At 44.6% G+C, this 20,095-nt stretch carries 17 protein-coding genes and 1 tRNA gene; 10 read left to right on the forward strand and 8 right to left on the reverse strand.

The features are described from left to right. The first annotated feature begins 51 nt into the window (after positions 1 to 51). The 3 genes from flgA to flgN all read left to right on the forward strand — a co-directional run bounded on the left by flgA (position 52) and on the right by flgN (position 1,682). Positions 52 to 798, forward strand: a complete 747-nt coding sequence (gene flgA / locus L3V30_RS06515) for a flagellar basal body P-ring formation chaperone FlgA (RefSeq protein WP_005393139.1) — start codon at positions 52 to 54, stop codon at positions 796 to 798. A gap of 116 nt (positions 799 to 914) precedes the next feature. Beyond that, a complete protein-coding gene (gene flgM, locus L3V30_RS06520; protein WP_005382018.1) occupies positions 915 to 1,229 on the forward strand; it encodes a flagellar biosynthesis anti-sigma factor FlgM in 315 nt (104 codons plus the stop codon). 27 nt (positions 1,230 to 1,256) lie between these two features. Further along, a complete protein-coding gene (flgN, locus tag L3V30_RS06525) occupies positions 1,257 to 1,682 on the forward strand; it encodes a flagellar export chaperone FlgN (RefSeq protein ID WP_046874280.1) in 426 nt (141 codons plus the stop codon). 112 nt (positions 1,683 to 1,794) lie between these two features. Here the strand turns inward: flgN and flgP are convergent, their stop codons facing one another. Continuing rightward, positions 1,795 to 2,226, reverse strand: a complete 432-nt coding sequence (gene flgP, locus L3V30_RS06530; RefSeq protein ID WP_005382014.1) for a flagellar assembly lipoprotein FlgP — start codon at positions 2,224 to 2,226, stop codon at positions 1,795 to 1,797. 9 nt (positions 2,227 to 2,235) lie between these two features. Beyond that, the gene (locus tag L3V30_RS06535) at positions 2,236 to 2,874 is read right to left on the reverse strand and encodes a FlgO family outer membrane protein (protein ID WP_005382013.1); all 639 of its coding nucleotides are present in this window, start codon (positions 2,872 to 2,874) and stop codon (positions 2,236 to 2,238) included. A 170-nt stretch (positions 2,875 to 3,044) separates the two neighbouring features. Here L3V30_RS06535 and L3V30_RS06540 point away from each other — a divergent pair, with 170 nt between their 5' ends. The 3 genes from L3V30_RS06540 (at position 3,045) to L3V30_RS06550 (ending at position 5,216) form a co-directional block, all read left to right on the forward strand. Continuing rightward, positions 3,045 to 4,178 carry a flagellar assembly protein FlgT gene (locus L3V30_RS06540; protein ID WP_237308550.1) on the forward strand — a complete coding sequence of 378 codons (1,134 nt, stop codon included), beginning with the start codon at positions 3,045 to 3,047 and terminating at the stop codon, positions 4,176 to 4,178. A gap of 177 nt (positions 4,179 to 4,355) precedes the next feature. After that, positions 4,356 to 4,432: transfer RNA gene (locus L3V30_RS06545), tRNA-Arg, on the forward strand. 277 nt (positions 4,433 to 4,709) lie between these two features. Next, positions 4,710 to 5,216 (forward strand): hypothetical protein, encoded by a 507-nt coding sequence (locus L3V30_RS06550; RefSeq protein WP_031780328.1) that lies wholly within the window; start codon positions 4,710 to 4,712, stop codon positions 5,214 to 5,216. Positions 5,217 to 5,329: 113 nt separating this feature from the next. Here the strand turns inward: L3V30_RS06550 and L3V30_RS06555 are convergent, their stop codons facing one another. The 4 genes from L3V30_RS06555 to chiP all read right to left on the reverse strand — a co-directional run bounded on the left by L3V30_RS06555 (position 5,330) and on the right by chiP (position 10,379). Next, entirely contained in the window at positions 5,330 to 6,292 is a 963-nt protein-coding gene (locus tag L3V30_RS06555) for an OmpA family protein (protein ID WP_006743033.1), read from the reverse strand. 640 nt (positions 6,293 to 6,932) lie between these two features. Then, entirely contained in the window at positions 6,933 to 8,360 is a 1,428-nt protein-coding gene (gene gltX, locus L3V30_RS06560; protein WP_005393148.1) for a glutamate--tRNA ligase, read from the reverse strand. A 178-nt stretch (positions 8,361 to 8,538) separates the two neighbouring features. Continuing rightward, positions 8,539 to 9,132, reverse strand: a complete 594-nt coding sequence (locus tag L3V30_RS06565; protein ID WP_237308551.1) for a DUF2057 domain-containing protein — start codon at positions 9,130 to 9,132, stop codon at positions 8,539 to 8,541. A 125-nt stretch (positions 9,133 to 9,257) separates the two neighbouring features. Then, positions 9,258 to 10,379: a chitoporin gene (gene chiP, locus L3V30_RS06570; protein WP_006743034.1), complete on the reverse strand. Its 1,122-nt coding sequence runs from the start codon at positions 10,377 to 10,379 to the stop codon at positions 9,258 to 9,260. Positions 10,380 to 10,858: 479 nt separating this feature from the next. Here chiP and L3V30_RS06575 point away from each other — a divergent pair, with 479 nt between their 5' ends. Both L3V30_RS06575 and L3V30_RS06580 read left to right on the forward strand, forming a co-directional pair. After that, a complete protein-coding gene (locus tag L3V30_RS06575) occupies positions 10,859 to 13,588 on the forward strand; it encodes a heavy metal translocating P-type ATPase (RefSeq protein ID WP_237308552.1) in 2,730 nt (909 codons plus the stop codon). A gap of 21 nt (positions 13,589 to 13,609) precedes the next feature. Further along, positions 13,610 to 14,059: a DUF411 domain-containing protein gene (locus L3V30_RS06580; protein ID WP_012842060.1), complete on the forward strand. Its 450-nt coding sequence runs from the start codon at positions 13,610 to 13,612 to the stop codon at positions 14,057 to 14,059. A 55-nt stretch (positions 14,060 to 14,114) separates the two neighbouring features. On the opposite strand, the gene L3V30_RS06585 is transcribed toward L3V30_RS06580, so the two are convergent. Further along, a complete protein-coding gene (locus L3V30_RS06585) occupies positions 14,115 to 14,807 on the reverse strand; it encodes an oligogalacturonate-specific porin KdgM family protein (RefSeq protein WP_005382004.1) in 693 nt (230 codons plus the stop codon). A 437-nt stretch (positions 14,808 to 15,244) separates the two neighbouring features. Continuing rightward, complete coding sequence (locus L3V30_RS06590) at positions 15,245 to 17,896, reverse strand: beta-N-acetylhexosaminidase (protein ID WP_237308553.1); 2,652 nt, start codon at positions 17,894 to 17,896, stop codon at positions 15,245 to 15,247. A gap of 495 nt (positions 17,897 to 18,391) precedes the next feature. Here L3V30_RS06590 and L3V30_RS06595 point away from each other — a divergent pair, with 495 nt between their 5' ends. Both L3V30_RS06595 and L3V30_RS06600 read left to right on the forward strand, forming a co-directional pair. Continuing rightward, positions 18,392 to 19,264 (forward strand): TraB/GumN family protein, encoded by an 873-nt coding sequence (locus L3V30_RS06595; protein ID WP_150916428.1) that lies wholly within the window; start codon positions 18,392 to 18,394, stop codon positions 19,262 to 19,264. Between the two features lie 127 nt (positions 19,265 to 19,391). Further along, on the forward strand, positions 19,392 to 19,814 hold the full coding sequence (locus L3V30_RS06600; RefSeq protein ID WP_048626110.1) for a hypothetical protein: 423 nt from the start codon (positions 19,392 to 19,394) through the stop codon (positions 19,812 to 19,814). Positions 19,815 to 20,095: the final 281 nt, after the last annotated feature.

The following is a 20,095-nucleotide window of genomic DNA, read 5'->3' on the forward strand; positions in this document are numbered from 1 at the left end:
TGTTTTTAAATGATACTCTACCACTGGCAAGCACGATACCAGGGAGACAGTATGGCGTATTTCACTTTCACTTCGACACCATTGACTATGACAATATGTAGAGCGCTAATTACAAAGTACGCTAAGTCTATCGGCATTTTGCTCAGTATGTTTAGCTTTTTTGTTCATTCAGCTTCAGATAATCAGATCGAGCAAATAAAAACGGCAGCAGAACAACATATTCTTGCTACAGTTGATCAGCCTGATGGTGGCGAGCTATCTGTTAATGCGGCAGATATCGACTCGAGAATAAAAGCAACGGATTGCCCAGTGCCCCTAGATACGTCAGCTTCTTCCACCAGCAGTACTCGAAGCAACATCAATGTTCTAGTGGAATGCCCACCGGATGACTGGAAAGTCTATGTGCCTGTACGGATCTCTGTATCGGTGCCAATGATCGTCGCAACACGAACGCTAGGGAGAGGGGAAATCGTCAGCGCGTCGGATGTCACCACTTCCATGATCGAGCTTCAGCGCTTTCGCAAAGATGGCTTTTCTAACTACGATCAAGTGGTTGGCGCAAAGCTAAAACGCAACGTTCGCCTAGGTGATGTTGTTGAGCGTAATGATGTCTGTGTCGTTTGCCGGAATGAAAAGGTCACAATTAAAGCGGTGAATTCTGGCATGACAATCACCACGCAAGGCACAGCATTGCAAGATGGTGCGGCTGGCGATCAAGTAAGAGTGAAAAATGATAAGTCACAGCGTATAATAGAAGGCATAGTGACTGGCATTGCGGAAATCACTGTTAATTTTTAATACCCACTGGTAGCGTGTTTAAACTGATCAATAAAAATGCAAAAAATGACTAAAGTTATTTTTGCACTGGTCGATAGTCTGGATACCAGTATTACGATACAAGGCAAAGGTTAAACATGGCAGGTATAGATAATATACGTTCAGGGCAAATGATGACGACGACAAGTCGTGCACCTGCGCGTAACGATTCCAATGCTACCAGCACGACTGAATCGAAAAAAGCACCCGCACAACAAGACGCTGTATCACTCAGCCAGCAAAGCAAAGCCGTTAGCAAACTCCAAAAAGATATGGCAGCTTCTCCGGCCTATGACAGCGCCAAAGTGGCGGCAATCAAAGAAGCAATCACAAACGGTTCATACAAAGTCGATCCTGAAAAATTGGCCGACAACATGATTAAGTTTGAAAACGAATTGCAAGGCAAAAGCTAACTGACTTAGGCCGAAGGTAAGTATTTTATGGCAGCATTAGTCGATCTCGTCAATTTCCAACTAGAAAATGCTAAGGCACTTTCTGCTGTTTTGCGTCAAGAAACACAAGCGATAACTGCGCGTGTCTCTACCGAGATTGAGAGTATTGCCAAACAGAAGATGACACTCATTGATCAGCTTAGAACAACTGATCAGCGAATCGCCTCTCACCCGCACGTCAATCAACTTACTGAAGATGAGCACCTAAGTCAGGTTGTTGCTCAAATCCAATCGATCGTCCTCGACTGTCAACAAGTCAACAAAGTAAATGGTGAATCGCTTAGTCGCGCACAGCTGAGTTTTAATAAACTCAATAACATGCTTCAGCGAACTCATGGCAAAGTAGGCATGACCTACAATGCCGGTGGCAAAACCCACACTATTTCGACACTTGGCACCAATATAAAAGCCTAAACGTCACTCCTACCCCACCATCTCTAGAATGTAGATATAAAAAAGCGACTCATTGTTGCCAATCAGCCGCGGGAAAGATTATCTGGTCTTCTGAAGTAATGTGCTTAGGGCATTAGAACAAGGTTTGTTGACGCTTCTCAGGCACCTGTTGAACTTCTCCGTAATCACGTAGCTTATCCATTTTACGAATATCAAGACGCAACTCAGTCACATAACTGTCTTCAACAAGATAACTACGCACAACTTCTGCACCGCGAATCACACCATCGACCGCACCAGTGGTACTTTCAATACCCAAACGCTGGTCTTGCAGTTCTGCACGTCCACTAACACGCATACCATACACTTGTTCTGCCAGTTCACGGTACGCATCAATTTTTGATGCGCGCATCGCTCGTACACGCTTCTCTTCAACAGTACGACCTGTTTGCTCACTGACACTGGCGTAACCCACTGCCACTAAGATTTCATCTTGACGCATCTGTTGTAATGGCTGACACCCCACCAATATCAGTGTGGCAACAATAAATAATAACTTCTTCATGCTTCTATCCTATGGACGCAGAATCACAGTGTACGGCTGACGAATGGTTGGGTCTGAGCGAATCAACACGCCATCTTGCGTACGGATACTGTTTAACGTATCTAAGTCACGACCAATACGGTCAGCCGGAAGGAAACCCTGTGCCGTTGCTACAACCACACGGCTCTGCATACCGACCACACGTGCATTGACGAGCACCCCGCCCTCTTGGCGCAGCATCGTACCGGTCAGTACATACTGAATTTGTTGCTCTTGCGCCAGATCTTGCCAATCACGGCTTAAAGCAAAATCGCCCTGCTGCGTCACTTGGATAGAGCCCGTAGTTTTGAAATCAACCACTTTAAACCCTCGGCGCTGGAACTGATGGATAAAACCTTCCGAGACCGAGTTGCCTAACCAGTTTGTTGCATCCATATTTTGTAGATCAACAAACGAGGTAATCGCAATCGGTGTCCGCGCAGATACCGCCACATTAGAAACCATCAGGTCTTCGGTCATGCTTTCAATAAAAAAGTCCATCGTATGACGTGGACTATCCATAAGCATGAACTGGCTTCCCGAGTACGGTTCTTTACCATTGTAAATCGGTGAGTACGCGCACGATGTCAGAAGCGTCATCATCGATGCGGCGACAAGCCACTTTTTCATGGTTTGATTCTCCAGATAATCTTAGGTGATACCGTTCTTGATTAATTCCTTTCTAAGAAAGTGAATATTGGAACAGTCTTTGCTTTTTCTTTGTTTGCCTAACGAAGAAAAATCCACCAAACTTCACTGAAATTGTTAAAGCAATATTTATACCCGAACGGTTGTAATCAATGAAAAAAATATTAAACAGTCTGTTTTCAATCACTTTAGTGATGCTTGTTCCTTTTAAAGTAATGGCATCTTGGTATGAAGTAACAGGCGTTGCCACTATCGTTTCTTCAGAAGAGACGGCAAGGCTCCATGCGTTGGAAGACGCGCTGTTCAAAGCCGTCAATTTTTCGGGCGCAGATATTGGCAGTATTAGCAATTTGATGCCGCTACTAGAAGAAAGCCGTAACGAGTACCAGTTTACCAACCATGAAGTCCGTTACATTTTGGTCGAGTCTGAGCGTAAACGTCGAGGTAAAGTCGAGGTAAAAATTCGCGTCGATATTTATCCATCGGCAACGGGTTGCCACACCGACCAATACAAAAAGACGATCCTTGTCGGCAATACTGAGGTTGCCTCACCACAACAAGCGGTGATGGGACAGATTTACCAAGTGGGTGACGATTTTAGCCGCGTGGTGAATCGCCAGCTGGATCAAACCTCTCGCAGCTTTGTGTCTGTGGGTACAACGGACTATTCAATTAGCAGTAACTATCCCGCTCGTACTCAAATGATCGCGCAAGATAACGGCGCACAATACATCATAGGGGGAGTCATTACCGATCTCACTGCGACAGTCGAATCTCAGCTACTGCAAGATGACATCATCAATCGTCAGTTTGCGTTAGAGATGAAAGTATTTGATGGTAAAACTGGCCATGAAGTCTTCAACAAAGCCTACCGTGAAGTGGCGCGTTGGCCATTTGCCAAAACGAGCCAAGTAGATACTCGCAGTGCGCGCTTTTGGGCGTCGACCTATGGCGAGATGATGCTACGCGTTAGTCGCAATATCATGCTGGATCTAGAGTCAGAGCTGTCTTGCAAAATTACGCTGCCAGAGGTCGTTGCTGTCTTCGGCAATACCGTAACGATGGATCTCGGCCGTATTCATGGCGTAAAAGAGGGAGACAAATTGCAGCTCTGGCACACCGCATCATTTATCGACCAAAACGGACTACCAAGAAATAAAGTATCGCAAAGTGAAGTTACATTGACGGTATCACGTATATACGAACACGAAGCCGAGCTAACGATTGATCAGCCAAATTTAGCGTCTAGTGTTCAAATTGGCGACGTAATGAACAAGATCCTATAAAAGCAAACATTAAGTCTTGAGATATGCTCACTTTTGAATATCATAGGCAGCGCATCTTATTTGATTATACCAATGACCGTAGTGAGTCGTTCAAAGTGATACTGATAAAGACCTAAACAAAGTTACTAGGTTTGCATTCAGTAAAACGGTTCAATGAACTGCAACTATTGGTATTACGCCCCCATGGCACAGCTGGATAGCGCAGTCCCCTCCTAAGGGACAGGTCGTAGGTTCGAATCCTACTGGGGGCGCCATATCATAGCCTTAGCTCCCACTTGAGCTAAGGCTTTTTTGTATCCACTATTTCGAGCTTCACAGAGCGTTTCCAAGTAACGTGTGAAACAATTTCCTCAGTAATCAATATGATCGCCTCGCTCCTTTACTCGACGAGATAAAACCTTTTACTGTTCCGACCTCTTCCCCTTGAAATCATTTCAACAAGCCCTATTTACAGTTTTGTATTTTATTACTTTAATTATCTATGAGTTTTGCTTACCCTTTTAGCTATTAATAAAATTATTAGTTAGCACTATGTCTAAGAGCAATTTAATAACTAACACTGGACACCGCTTTATTTCTAAAGGCAAGACTGCCTTTAAGATTCATATCCATACCCCCGAGGACACGGTATTGCACCGCTCGGTTGGGTTTGTTCGTATTGGAGAAAAGAAAGGCTTACAAAAAGCCATTAAGCTGAGAAACGAATTAGGCCGGCAAATGTGGGGCAAATTTTGGCGACGTCTTTTGAAGGATCCTTATCTCATGACCAGACTCCCACACAGCGTTGAGCCAAAAATTGTTCACAAACCTAACCCCACTCTTGAAAACCCAGATAACCGAGATACGTGTTACATCGCTAAGTGGCGAGAGTTCAATGACGACGGTGACTACAAATACAAAACGGTGGTTCGCTCTATTAGTAAATACGGCAAGCTTGCCGCCTACATGCAAACCAAAAAAGCGTTGCTAGAAGCACATAAAGACAACTTGGAAATCCTAACGTTCATGGGGCGCTTAAACAGCATTGACCTCAAGTGATGTTTACCGTTTTTAACTTTTCAGTCCGTTTCAAATAGAAATGAAAAAGCCCCAAAGAGCGAACTCTTTGGGGCTTTCAGCTTTAGTCTTCTATACTACGGTCGGATAGAAGCTTATTGCTGAACTTGGTATTCAAATTCTGGAACAACGATTTCTACGCGACGGTTTTGCTGACGACCTTCACGAGTGTCGTTTGAAGCGATTGGATTGTTTTCACCTTCGCCACGCGCTTGAATACGTGATGAATCAATGCCTTTTTCAACAAGTGCGTTAGCTACAGATTCAGCGCGTTTCTCAGAAACTTTTAGGTTGTAAGCTGCTGGGCCAGAAGTATCTGTGTAACCTACAACTTCAACGTTCGCTTGTGGGTGCTCGTTTAGGAAAGCAACTAGGTTATCAAGTTTTGCAGCGCTCTCTGGTTTTAGAGTTGTGCTGTTTAGATCGAAGCTACCAGTGCCGATTGTTTGAGTTTCGAATGTTTTCGTTACAACTACTGGCTCTTCTACCACTTCTTCTACAACCACTTCTTCAACAACAACTGGCTCTTCTACGATTACTGGCTCATCGTTGCCGCCGAATTTGAAAGAAACACCCAGTGTTGCTGTGTTACCTGTCGCACGAGTTACATCGTTGCTGATATCAGTCAGAGTTTGGTATTCCGCACGAGCAGTTACGTTTTGGCTTAGGTTGAACTCAAGGCCAGCTGCGCCTAGGTAAGAGTAATCATCTTTGCCATCAAACATTACGTAAGCGCCACCCACTTTACCGTAAAGTGCGATGTCTTCAGTGATTGGTAGGCTGAATTTAGGTGCAAGAGTGATTGCTTCTACATGGCCACCGAAAGAAGTTTGGTTAAAATCACCGATGTTGTCGAAACCTGCTTCTACTGCGAAGTATTTATTCATTTCGTAACCAACAAAAGCGCCAAGAGTAGAGTCGTCTTTGTCACAAGCCTGGCCCGCTACACACGCGTCTTCCATCCATGACTTACCCATCTTACCACCAACGTATACTTCTGCTTGTGCTGCTGAAGCCATAAGTAGAGACGCTGAAATTACCGCTGCTAATTTTTTCATTATTGATTCCTCTAAAGAAGTTCTTTTGTTAGATGCCGAAATGCGCCGTCTGACTGACGTTGTATTTCAATTCTTTTTATTCATTCCTTGAGTGAGATACTTAGTCAGCTTCTTTTTATGCACATGCATTTTTTTTATGGAAGCTACTTACGTACATTTCCTGTTCAGTGATACATATCGCCATCTCGGTATCACTGACGGGGTGAACTATAACGCTAAGAAATCGCGAGAAAAATCCCAATTCTGTCAATTTATTGTCATCAAAAATCTCAACAACATGTGATCTTAAGCAAAAAAATCCCCATACAATCACGAAGCAAACGTTTGCTTTGTTTTCTGGAATACTACAACTTAAGCAAAGTTTTTTCTTAAAAATGAGACAAAAAAAAGGGAACTTTAAGGATCATGGATAAAAATCAGACATATATTTGATATATAACCGTTCGCTTTTTATTCATGATAAAGATATTTGGATTAAAAAATCTTATCCATACCTAGGTGAATTACGGTCCTAAATCCCACATCCTTCACCGACATATGAGAAGGTTTCTCATTATCTAAGGTTCAGATACAAAAAAGCCGCGGGTGTTTACCGCGGCTTTATGACTATTTATTCAAAAGAACGTTTAGTTCAAAGCAATTATGCGTTTGCTTCACGCTCAGCAATGAACTCAAGCGCCATCTTAATACGAGCAACACAACGCTCTTTGCCAACCAGTTCCATTACTGCATCTACAGAAGGAGACTGACCGCCGCCTGTTACAGCAACACGTAATGGCATACCGATTTTGCCCATGCCGATTTCTAGCTCTTCACAGACTGCAGCGATAACGCCATCTTTGATGTTTGCTGTTGTCCACTCGGTCAGTGCTTCAGCTTTCGCTAGAGCAAGCTCTAGAGGCTCTTTAGCCACACCGCGTAAGTGTTTCTTCGCTGCGCCCGCTTCAAACTCAGAGAAATCTTCGTAGAAGTAACGGATTTGCTCAGCTAGCTCAACTAGCGTGTTGCAACGCTCACCCACTAGCTTGATCACGTCAGTGATAGCAGGACCATTCGTTACGTCTAGTTTTTGTTGATCTAGGTGCCATTGTAGGTGCTCTGCAACGTACGCAGGATCTGAATTTTTGATGTAATGGTTGTTCAACCATTGCAGTTTGTCCGTGTTGAAGGCAGACGCTGACTTAGATACTGCGTTTAGGCTGAATAGGTTGATCATCTCTTCTTGAGAGAAGATTTCTTGGTCGCCATGAGACCAACCTAGGCGCACTAGGTAGTTGTTTAGTGCTGCAGGCAAGTAACCCATATCGCGGTATTGCATGACTGATACTGCACCATGACGCTTAGACAGTTTCGCACCGTCATCACCTAAGATCATTGCACAGTGCGCAAACGTTGGTACTGGCGCACCTAGTGCTTCGTAGATGTTGATTTGACGAGGCGTATTGTTGATGTGGTCTTCACCACGAACAACGTGAGTGATACCCATGTCCCAGTCATCCACTACTACACAGAAGTTGTAAGTAGGTGAACCGTCAGTACGACGAATGATTAGGTCATCCATTTGATCGTTGCGGATTTCGATACGGCCACGAATTTGGTCATCAAATACTACGCTGCCCTCTTTTGGGTTACGGAAACGGATAACACATGGGTCGCCGTCTTTTGCCGCTTCGTTTGCCGCTTTGATTTTTGGATGGTTCGCATCGTAACGAGGCATTTCTTTGTTTGCTTCTTGCTCTGCACGGATTTCATCTAGCAGCTCTTTAGACGCGTAACATTTGTAAGCTTTGCCTTCTGCCAACAGCTTATCAACCATTTCGTTGTAACGGTCAAAACGTTGAGTTTGGTAGTAAGGACCTTCATCCCACTCCAAGCCTAGCCATTCCATGCCTTCAAGAATTGCATCAACCGCTTCCTGAGAGTTACGCTCAAGGTCTGTATCTTCGATACGTAGAACGAATTCACCACCTTGGTTTTTAGCGTATAGCCAAGAGTAAAGTGCAGTACGCGCACCACCAACGTGTAGATAGCCAGTTGGGCTAGGAGCAAAACGAGTTTTAACCGTCATTTGAGTTCCTTAGGGGTAATGAGCAACGAGAGATCTCTCGTTGTAATGTCAAGGATAAAAGTGGCGACATTTTACCACCGTAAGTCAATTCTACAATCGGTTTGACACCAGAAATACAAACAGGGCAGCACCAATAAAGGTACTGCCCTCCTATTTACTGTTAAAGTGCAGAACGAAATTACTTCAGGTTACGCATCGCCCATTGCATAAATTCTTGCTGCTCTTCACGGCTTAACTCATTAAACGATGCTTTGATTGTTTTGGTTTCCGCCGGAGAAGACGCAATGCTTGCCTTGGTCGATTCTTTGTTCATTGCATTGTTATAGTCAGCCACTTCTCGCTCGTAATCACGAAAACCTTGCAAACCACCTTTACGAAGTTGAACCATAGAAAATACCACTTCTTTTCCGTGTTTGTCTTTCAATAACACTTTTGGATCGAGTTCAAAAGCTTTCGCTTCTTCGATGGTACGGAACGCTTTGTAAGTCAGCGATAGTTCGGCGTCTTTTTCTGCTTCAAACTCTAATACCAGTGGCTGCGAATCGAACTTACGGCGCTTGCCATCTTCAAAGACAATTTGTCCAACCGTCACCGCCAACTGATTTTCCCCGTCCTTCAGCTCGATGCTGTTATTTTTGGAAATCCACTCAGGGTACACGAACTCACCGTTGAGAACGCGAGGAACCAGTTCAGCTTGCAGAGTCAGTTGAGCAGCAAAAGCAGGCGCAGAAAGCATTGCGCAAAGTCCGAGAAGTGTCGTTGTTTTTTTCATCGTGGTTTCTCACTTTATACCAATTTAGATAAGCCTCTGAAACTTACAGGCCTGTCATTCCAAAGGCTTATTTGAATCAGTATCAAGACAAAAAGGGCGTTTCCGCCCTTTTAGCTGCTTCTTTATTAGAAGTAGTATTCAACACCCACAGAGAACTCATCGTAGTCCGCAGATTTCCAACGCGCTTCTGTTGGTTTATCCAGTTGATATGCACCGTCGCCAAAGTCTAGAGTACGAGCACGTACGTAAAGCACTGCCGATGGGTCTACGAAGTACATAACTTGTGCAGATAGTACATCGTCTGCTGTATCGTTAATGGTCTTACCGTCACGCTCTAGATCGAAGTTCGCTGCGTAAGCCAGTTTGTATTGCCAATCACCTGTGGTGTACATGATAGCGGCAGACATTGCGTCTTGCTTCTCACTCACGCCGTTGCTTGCGTCAGCTTCCATGTATTTGTATTGCGCGAAGAAAGAAATACCGTTATCAAACCAGCCTTGAGCACCCACCAAGTATGTGTTGTTTTCCCACGTTTGGCCTTCCATCTTAATGTTACGGTTACCCTCGTATGCGGCATCTAACTGAATTGGACCAATTTTGTAGTGCGCTGCGATACCACCCCAGTAGTCATCACCTTCACCCAGACCCGCTTTGTCACCTGCACCTGCCGCGATATCTAGAGAGAATTTGTCCGCATACATTGGCGAGTCCCAACGAATGGTGTTTGATTGGCGGTCTTGATACTTAGCACCACCGATTGCACCACCCCAGTCGTAAACGTCACCGAGACCTGGGTTAGATGCAGGCCAGTCAACTAATTCGTACATCGGTGTTAATACACGACCTAAACGAACTTGACCCCAAGATGCACTTTCAAAACCGACGAATGTGTCACGTTCACCAAGACCTGCACCCTCGCCGCCAAAGCTAGGGTCAACGTAACCACCTTCGATTTGCCAAATAAAAGTAGGGCCGAAGTTAGCAAATTGTTTTTTACCACGGAAACCGATGCGAGATTCGTTGTTTAGCTGCATGCCACCTAGATCATCGTCCGTTGCTTTGTTGCCAGAATCGTAATCGCGGTACGCGGCCTGCATCGCGATGATCCCGTAAACTTCATAAGAGAATGAATCTTTGGTTAGGAACTCTTTTGCTGCGTCACTGTTTGCACCATCAGCAAATGCAGCACCACTGAACATCATGCCTGTGATTGCCGTAGCAAGTAGGCTTTTCTTTAGGTAAGACATTTTTAACCCCTATATTTTTTAGTTTTTTCCATTTTCAAATTCGCTAACTAGGACATGGCAGGAACTTGAAACAATGTTTGGACGGGGCAAATATGACAAACTTTTTTCGCACTAAAAAACTTTCCCTACAGCAATCTGAGCGACTTCAAAATGAGAAGATCAAAAACAATATAAATACTTAACAATCAAATAATTAAGTTCAAATATAAAAAGTTAAAAACGTTAAAAGCACTTCTTGACACTGAACTGACATTGAGAGCATCTTAAAAGCGTGAGCGACTTCATTCATCTTTTAGGTGTTTTAACGGAACTTTATATTCAGAGAGAAAAAACCTTGAGATCACTCGCAAGTAAAATGGCAGTGAACTTTTGTGATTCAAGCGATTTTGACGAAATTGTTGAGAACAAAAAATGGGTATTGACCTTACCCTTGCAGGAAGGTTTAAGCTCAATGTATCACTATTATTGAGGTGCAGATTATGTATCAGTTTGTCATACCTTTATCAGGGCTCAACTGCATGGGCTGTGCGAGAAAAGTTGAGAAGGCTTTACATGCGAATCATGATGTAGAGATCCTCACTTTGTCCCCAACGCAAGTCGAGGTCAAAACCGAGTCCTCTCTCAAAGAGCTTGTCTCATCAATTGAATCTCTTGGTTACCAAGCAGGAAATCAGTACGAGTTAAACCTTTCAGGCTTAAGCTGCGGCGGCTGCGTGAAAAAACTCTCGTCTTTATTAGACTCTCATCAAGACGTTATTTCTTTCGAGGCTTCAACAACGCACTTAGAGATTCGTACCCTACTCTCCGAGCAACAAGTCATTGAGCTAGTTGCTAGCTTGGGCTATACGGCCAACAATAACGCTGTTACTGATAACTCAGTTGCTGAAGAGCAAAAGGCAATCACTCCCGATCAACGCCAAAGCCAGACACATCAAAGCGAAAAAGGCGACCAAGCAACGCCTGACGAGCAACCAGCAGGCACGGCTCAACTACAGATGTTGATTCAAGGTATGACCTGTGCAAGCTGTGTCGCATCAGTAGAAAAAGCCCTTACTAATGTACAAGGGGTTGAAAAAGCTCAGGTAAACCTCGCAGAACAAAGCGCACTGGTGTTTGTGACTGAAGACTCAGATTCGTTACATCAATCTATTTTGCAATCTGTCAAACAAGCGGGTTACCAAGGCGAGGTTTTACAAGACGCCGCGACACAGCAAGAAAAGCAAGCGCAGCAACAACGTCAACAGCAAAAACGTTTTAAGTTGGATGCAATTGCTGGCCTTGTTGTGGGTGCCCCTTTGATGATTTGGGGTGTTGCTGGTGGCAACATGATGATTCGCAACACCAATGACCAATTGGTTTGGGGCGCGATCGGTATTGTGTGTTTACTGCTGCTTGCCACTGCCGGAAAACAGTTCTTTAGTAACGCTTGGTTAGCAGCCACTCACAAGCGCGCCACGATGGATACCTTAGTTGCGCTCGGTACTGGCGCAGCGTGGTTCTATTCTATGCTTGTGGTGATTTTCCCAGATTGGTTCCCAATGGCATCTCGTCATGTTTACTTCGAAGCCAGCGCGATGATCATTGGTTTGATTTCACTTGGTCACTATATAGAAGCCAAAGCGAAAGCAAACACAACTCGCTCGCTTCAGGCTTTGGTGAACTTACAGCCTCAACAAGCGACCGTCATCACTGAGAAAGGTGATAAACAAATCGCGGTAGAAGAAATCACTCTAGGAATGAAGTTACGTATCAAGCCGGGAGAGAAAGTGCCCGTCGACGGTACGGTAATCAATGGTGAATCGTATATCGATGAGTCCATGCTAACTGGTGAACCCGTTCCTGTATTAAAAGCACAAGAGGCACATGTATCCGCAGGGACATTGAATACCGACGGCTCTCTCACTATAGAGGCTACCGGAATCGGCGCAAATACGATGCTCGCACGTATTATTCGTATGGTGCGCAGCGCTCAGAGCAGCAAGCCCGCCATCGCTAAATTGGCAGATCAGATTTCATCGGTGTTTGTCCCTGTCGTTGTAGGCATAGCAATACTGGCCGCGCTTGTTTGGTTTGCCGTTGGCCCAGAGCCAAAAGCGAGCTATATGCTGGTGGTCACCACAACCGTACTTATCATCGCCTGCCCTTGTGCTCTAGGCTTAGCAACCCCACTTTCTGTCACGGTGGGTGTGGGTAAAGCCGCAGAACTCGGCATTTTGATCAAAGATGCTGATGCCCTGCAGCTAGCGAGTAAAATAGATACGGTTGTGTTCGATAAAACAGGCACGCTTACCCAAGGTAAACCGAGTGTGCAGCAAGTGTTTACTCACACCACCAGCCAAGAAGAGCTGTTGGGGTTAGCGTACGCTGCCGAGCGTCAGTCAGAGCACCCACTAGCAAAAGCGGTATGCGACTTTGCTAATCAGCACAACACGCAAGAAGTGACTCTCGATAAATTTGAAAACGTTCGTGGGCGCGGCATTTTGGCAACGTATCAAGGTAAACCGCTGCTTATTGGCTCGCTTCAATTTATGCAAGCGGAAAACGTTGCAACAGAGGCACTTCAGGATGCAATTGACGAATGCGCTCAGAATGCATGGACTCCGGTTGCCGTTGCGCTCGATGGTGAGTTAGTCGGCCTGATCGCCATTGCTGACCCAATCAAATCAGATGCAAAACAAGCGCTCTCTGCATTAAAATCGCAAGGCATCAAAACGGTAATGCTGACGGGTGACAACCAACACGTAGCCAACGCTATCGGTCAAGAACTTGGTATTGATGAAGTAATCGCTCAAGTAATGCCAGATGAGAAAGCTCAGCACATTGAGCAACTTCAATCCCAAGGCCATGTCGTGGCAATGGTGGGGGATGGCATTAACGACGCCCCTGCTCTCGCGTTAGCCAACCTTGGTATTGCAATGGGTAGCGGCAGTGATGTCGCCATTGAAAGTTCGCAAATGACCATCCTTAACACGTCACCAATGGCGGTGGTACATGCGATTGAACTGTCGCGCGCTACACTTAAAAACATGAAGCAAAACCTATTTGGTGCCTTCGTTTATAACTCACTGGGGATCCCTGTTGCCGCAGGCGTACTTTATCCTGCATTTGGATTTTTGCTCAGCCCAGTTGTCGCAGGTGCGGCAATGGCGCTGTCATCTATTACTGTCGTTAGTAATGCAAATCGACTACGACTTTTTTCAGTAAAATAACCACTTATATTTGAGGCTATTATGAAGTTGAAATTATTGACCTTTGCAATGCTTGCGACCGCATCCGCCAACGTATTGGCAGCTGATGTCATTAACCACAAATCGCCATACTGCGGCTGCTGTGGTGAATGGACAAAACACATGGAAGAGAACGGATTTACGGTCGAAGAGAAATTGCACGATGACATGAACGCCATAAAACGCGATCTAGGCATCAAGAACGAACAGCTTTACTCTTGCCACACAGCAGAAATCAACGGCTATGTGTTCGAAGGTCACATTCCAGCCGAAGACATTAAAGCATTCTTAGAAAATCCACCACGTAACGCAAAAGGGCTCTCGGTACCGGGCATGCCAATGGGTTCCCCTGGTATGGAGTATGGCGATAAAAAAGACAGCTACACTGTTTACGCCTTTAACGAAAAAGGCCAAGTGTTCGAATATAGCCACCACGAAGGCAACGACAAATAACAAGAAAGCCCAGCAAATCAATTGCTGGGCTTTTTCTTAATGGACAAATATAAGATTAGAAGCCGTAAGAGGCACCAAATACAAACGCATTGTTAACTAGGCTATCACCACTTGCGTTTTCTGCACCGTGTGCTTGGCTACGGAACTCAAAGTAAGGCTGAACACCTTTACGTGTCCACGTTGCGCGAAGTTCGTGGTCCATCGTTTCCGCTTCAATCATGTAGACGTTGTTGTAGCTTAGCGTCACATCTTCATTCATCACGTAACCAATACGGTTATCCATGCGGTAGTCTGTATCCGCATCTGCGTCTGTCGCATCAATATGCGCACGAGTACGGTTACTTAGCGAGATACCGTTATCGAAGTTGTAACCGATCTTAACCAATGGACGGTACTGTACGTTCTCGCCAGCAGAGAACAAGTGTTGGTAACCCGCTGCAACCCATAAATGATCGGTAATGTTAAATGACTGCTCACCACCCACAGTGATTGCTGGTGTTGTGTTACCCGCGCCACCGTTTTCTGTTTCCAGTTTACCCAACTGAATACCATCAAATTCGGTGTAAACCGTAAAGCCGCCGAATTGGTTATCAAAAGTATGACCAGCTTCCAGTGTAGACGTAACGTCCGAACCATGGATTCGACCATCATCGTGGAATTGAACGTTACCCGTTACGTAAGAAGAACCAGCAAAAGCGCTAGAAGCGAAAGCGAGAGAAAGAGCACTCAGTGCAAAAATGTTTTTCATAATTACTGCCTTTATTTATTCACGTTATGCGACGGTTTTAAAGGGCTTCTCTTCCCTTTATCGCAAACTTTGGAATGTGCCTCCTTGGCGATCGCAATATTGTTCCAATTAATTCGCGATGGAAAATAAAACATTTTAAAAAGTGATCTTGTTCAAACCGACGCTCAACAACCCTGATAAAAGTATGGTAAATACAGGCACTTACCGTATTTTTCTATAATGATTCAAAAAATAGAAGTGTGATCATAAACAGGTAATTTATTGATATTTAGCAGATTAAGTCGATCCAGTTCACAATAACCCTGACCATTACAAGCTAAAACTTATTTATCAATGAAAAATAATTAGACATTGGTCACGCTTAATTTCCTCTAAAAATAAAGAAACCCTCAACATGACATTGAGGGTTTGCTTAAATTTAGCTGAGAAGATTAAGGTTATTTCACGCTAGTTACGCGGCTTGCTCTTTCCCCTGTCGCCGATACAGAGCGGATAAACACTTCTCCTTTCACACTTGGACGAGCATTGTCTGCGTAAGTCAGCCAGTTTTGACCGTCTAATGAGTATTGCAGTTCAACGCCAGGGAACTGAACGTTCATAGCTAGCTTGCCGTTTTCTACTTTCGCACCAGGAATTGGAAGGCGGTAGTCGATACCAGATTTTTCTAGCTTAGCCAGTTCACGTTGGCCAAGCACGTTCGCAAAGCGGTTGTAGTCTTGGTTTAGCGATGCTTTATCAATTAGGTTAGAGTTTTGCGAGTACTCAACACCGACTTTGTAGTCGTTCTCCCAAACTGCGCGGTGCCATGCACGCTCAGCGGCTGCGAGTACGCGAGGGAATACCATGTACTCGTATTGCTCATCGTTACGTACTGTCTCAGACCAAAGCTGTGCTGATAGACCGTAGAAAGGTTTCGCTTCGATTTCACCTTTACCAGTAAAGCCGTTGCCATCGCGGTCTACAGAGGTTTCTGCGTTCTGAGGCATGTTCTCTGGTGCAAAGCCAAACATCTTACGCGTATCGGTTGCACGTGTTGCCCAGTAGTAACCACGCTCTTTCGGGTCAACTTCGTATGGCATGTCCATGTACACGTAGTCTGGGTTAGAAACGATCACGTCGTAACCTTTCTCAGACCACTCGTACACTGATGATGTACCCCCCCAGTAAAGAACGTCCCAGAAGTTAACACGCGTATTTTCTGTTGCGAATGCTTTCTCACCTTCGCTGTATTTCAAACCATCTTGCCATGCTTGGAAGTTTGGAATGCCTTTCTCAGCAACTAATTTTGATACTTCTTGCGCAAAATGACTCGGTAGGTGAGCAAAATCACTCACTGTGCCTTCTGCGATTAACGCCTGACACTGTGGAGATTGCGCGAATGGCTTGTCTTGTTTCGACAGGTCAATCGTGCCTTTCCAGCTTACTTTGTCTTCTGCGTTAACGTCTTGGAAACCAGCACCTAGCTTGATGTTCTTCGCCTCGTCACCACCAAAGTGCCATGTCGTTAGCGGTGCCCCAGCTTCAGCGTGCATTGCTGCCACTTCTGAAATCACTTTATCTACAAAGCGAGTGGAAGATTCCATACACGGGTTGATAAAGCTTTGCTTATCGTAGAACTGAACCGTAGTGACATTAGAAGCATCTTGAGGATCCATCAGGCGGTATTCGTTCGCTTCAGCTTCCTTACCTTCTTCCATCAGGCGGTCGTAACGTGCTTCCATTGATACTACCGCTGCACGCGCGTGTGCTGGCATATCGATTTCGGGAATGACTTCAATGTTACGCGCTTTCGCGTATTTCAAGATTTCCACGTAGTCTGTTTTACTGAAGTAGCCAGAGCCAAAGTTGTCTGTCGTTGGACCGGAACCAAGCTGAGGCAGTACGCAGCTTTTCTCTTGTGTATCGAAACAACGATTAGCGCCAACCTCTGTCAACTCAGGTAGGCCCGGGATTTCTAAACGCCAGCCTTCATCATCGGTTAGGTGAAGGTGAAGTTTGTTCATCTTGTACGCTGCCATTTGGTCTAGCGTTGCAAGAATTGCGTCTTTAGAGTGGAAGTTACGAGCTACATCCACCATCACACCACGGTAATCAAAGCGAGGTGCATCTTGAATAGACAGTTGTGGTAGAGAATCAGCATTTTGGCTATCTACCAGGCCAAAGATAGATTGTACTGCGTAGAAAGCACCTGCTTGGTCAAACGCTTTAATCGCAATACCATCGCCTTTGATGCTCATCTCGTAAGCACCAGATTTTGCCAATTCACCGGTGAAGTCTGCAGGAACAACAGTGATGCTTACAGGAAGATCACCACGAACGTCCACACCTACCACTTCTGCACGATCTTGAATTGCTGCGAATTGAGTCGCATCGAATGCGTCTTTAGGCAGCGCAATACCATCCGCGATATCTACTTTGCCTTTACCCGCTTCAACGTGCATCGGTGTTGGTAGTAACGTGGTTGATACGTCTTGTGTTGCTAGGTCTTCGTTTTTCTCAAAACGAGACACAGCGTTTGCAAATACATTGTTGTCGTCTGGTGTACGTTTTAGGTTGTTACCCTCAAGGCCAGTCACGAAAGACGCAACGTCTTCTGTGTTAAGAGAAGCGATCATCTTAGGTTCTGCGTTTGGTGCAGCCACGAAAGCGCCCGGCATAAAGTCGGTTTCAAATAACTGCCAATATTCGCCAATTAGTGGAAGTACCACTTCTTCGCCCGCCGCAAAGCCATCAAACTTATCTGTTGGTTCCAGTTTGTGTAGGTCACCCGTTACACGAGAAATTTTGAACTGATCATTATCTACATCCAAAATCAGACGAATGCTGTGGAAGTAGATAGCCCAATCTTTAGAGTTAACCGCTTCACCTTGGTTAACTAGCGTCATGTTCACCTTGTTACAAGAAGCCCACTCAGCTCCTAAATCCTGACAAGCAAGACCTTCGTTTGCACCGTGGTTAGTCAACACTTGGTATTGAATATCAAGGTTATTAGCCAGTGAATTTACAGCTTGTTGCTCAGAGCTTTGCAGAGCAGAGCAACCTGCTAATGTGGTGATAACAGAAACAGCAATCAGACTAGGTTTAAACATCTTACTTCCCCAAAAAAGTCAGTGGTTCAAAACGACAATGATAAAAATCGCGGCTCCTCAAATGCGAGGGGCCTAACAGTTGCATTCAACATACAACCAGTTATTTCTAAGCGTAAAATAAATAGAAATAGGAAGTGATCTAGTTCAAAAAATGATACTCAGCAAAAACCATAAAAACTTAACTTTCATGAAGTTACAAGCCACGTCAAAATCGAACAACTTGTTTTGACGAGTTTGCTGCGATCTAGGTCACTAATATTCATGAGTTACGACTGATTTTGTAAGATTTGGATCACGCCTAATTATTTTGTGAACCATTAGTAAGCGAATGACCTATTTATCTTTCGTGAAGTGACTCTCATTTATTCATCGTCAAAACTCGTCAATATTTTTAGAAATGACGATTTTGTCGAATATCCCCACTAGAGAAATTGCACTTAACCTCAAGCATTTTTGCGTATAAAGTTTAAAGGTATCTTACCTGAGGACCATTCTATGTCTCGTCTCTTGACACTCATATCATCCCTGCTTGTTGCCTTTGCTCCCTTTTCCTCTTATGCAGAACCGCAACATTGGTTAGCAAAAAAAGGGGAAACCGAGCTGATGATCATTGGCTCTGTGCATGTGGGCGATAAAACGATGTACCCACTCCCTAAAACTATTACTCAGCACTTAAGCCAAAGCGCTGGGTTGATTATCGAAGCAGATGTCAGAAACTCTGAAGGCTTGGTTTACCCACAAACAACCATTCTTTCTAAAGATGTTTTAGGCAAGGCTCAACGTCGCCACTTAGTCGAGATAGCACAAGATTTAGGGTTGCCAGAAACTCAACTTTTGAATTCTCCACCATGGACGGCTGCATTAACCATCCAACTCGCTTTAGTCAACAAACTGGGGTATGTCTCTGATAAAGGGGTCGACATGCACTTAATAGGACTCGCTGATAAAAAACAAATCCCGGTCATTCCACTGGAGTCCGTGCAATTCCAAATTGATTTAATAGCAGGTCAATCAGAAGGCGGTAAAGAGATGCTCCTCTCGTCAATTGAAGAATATGACGGTGGGGAAGAATTGGTTCAGTGTTTGATAGAAAGCTGGAAGAGCGGTGATGGTAGTATGTTGGTCGAGGCATCATTAACCGATCAAGCAACAGAAGATTTTAATCAGGCTTTCTTATATGAGCGCAATCGAGATTGGGCAAAAAAACTTGATACTGGCAGTGTCCTACCTCAACGTTCGGGTCGCTATACCGTTGTTGTCGGCAGTTTGCATCTAGTTGGTAAAGATAATCTGATTGAGCTGCTTAAAAAAAGGGGTTTTGACATAAAACCACTCGGTAAAACCCGCCAAGCTAGGTGCCATATTTAGAAATTTATTTGAAGGCAGCCAGCCTCATCAATGATGAATAGCAAGGCATCACGCTAACACGATCACTGACAATGGTTTACTCTTCTGCTAAAACGACTCTAACCTATGTGGATACATAATAACTCATATGAAATTTAAAGCTTTATTCCTATGCGTGAGCAGTATGATGCTCACTTCATCGCTTGCTTATGCTAAACCGTCATGTAACGTAGAAAATTTTCAAGCTATTGATATAACCCCGGAAGCAAAAGGCGGGGTACTAGATAAAGAGAGTGGCCAGTTTCTTATTACCGAAAAACCAATGATGCGTTGTGCGAACATCACTTTTTCCACTAACCATACCCGAAATCGCGTCGCACATATGATGAATCAAGGCTTTGAAGCTGTTTACTTTGATGGAAGTTCGAGCAAATCTCACTCCGTCACGTTTGATGAAGACGAACTAAAAGCAGGTTACATCAAAGTTGGTCCAAACCATCCAAAGACCGCTTATGTTTGCTTCACAACTTCTGAAACTCCTATCAGCACTATCTCGTGTGACATCAAGTAATATATTTACTCGCTCTAAAAAATGAAAAGGCCCTACATTACTGTAGAGCCTTCCTCTCAATACGTGTCGGTGAAGTGCCATATTCTAACGTCAGGTGAACCCATTTGGCTCGATACTATTGAAGTCTAAAATTACTAGCGCTAAAAACGACGAAAGCCTGCTCATTGAGCAGGCTTTCTAAAAGTGGTCGGTGAAGTAGGGATTCGATTGGACTGGCATTCCAGACCCCGACCCTCTGGCTCCAAATAAATATCACCAAATACGAAAAAGGCTCTACATTT

The organism is Vibrio sp. A1-1, assembly GCF_021728175.1.
In the GTDB taxonomy this organism is placed as follows: domain Bacteria; phylum Pseudomonadota; class Gammaproteobacteria; order Enterobacterales; family Vibrionaceae; genus Vibrio; species Vibrio diabolicus.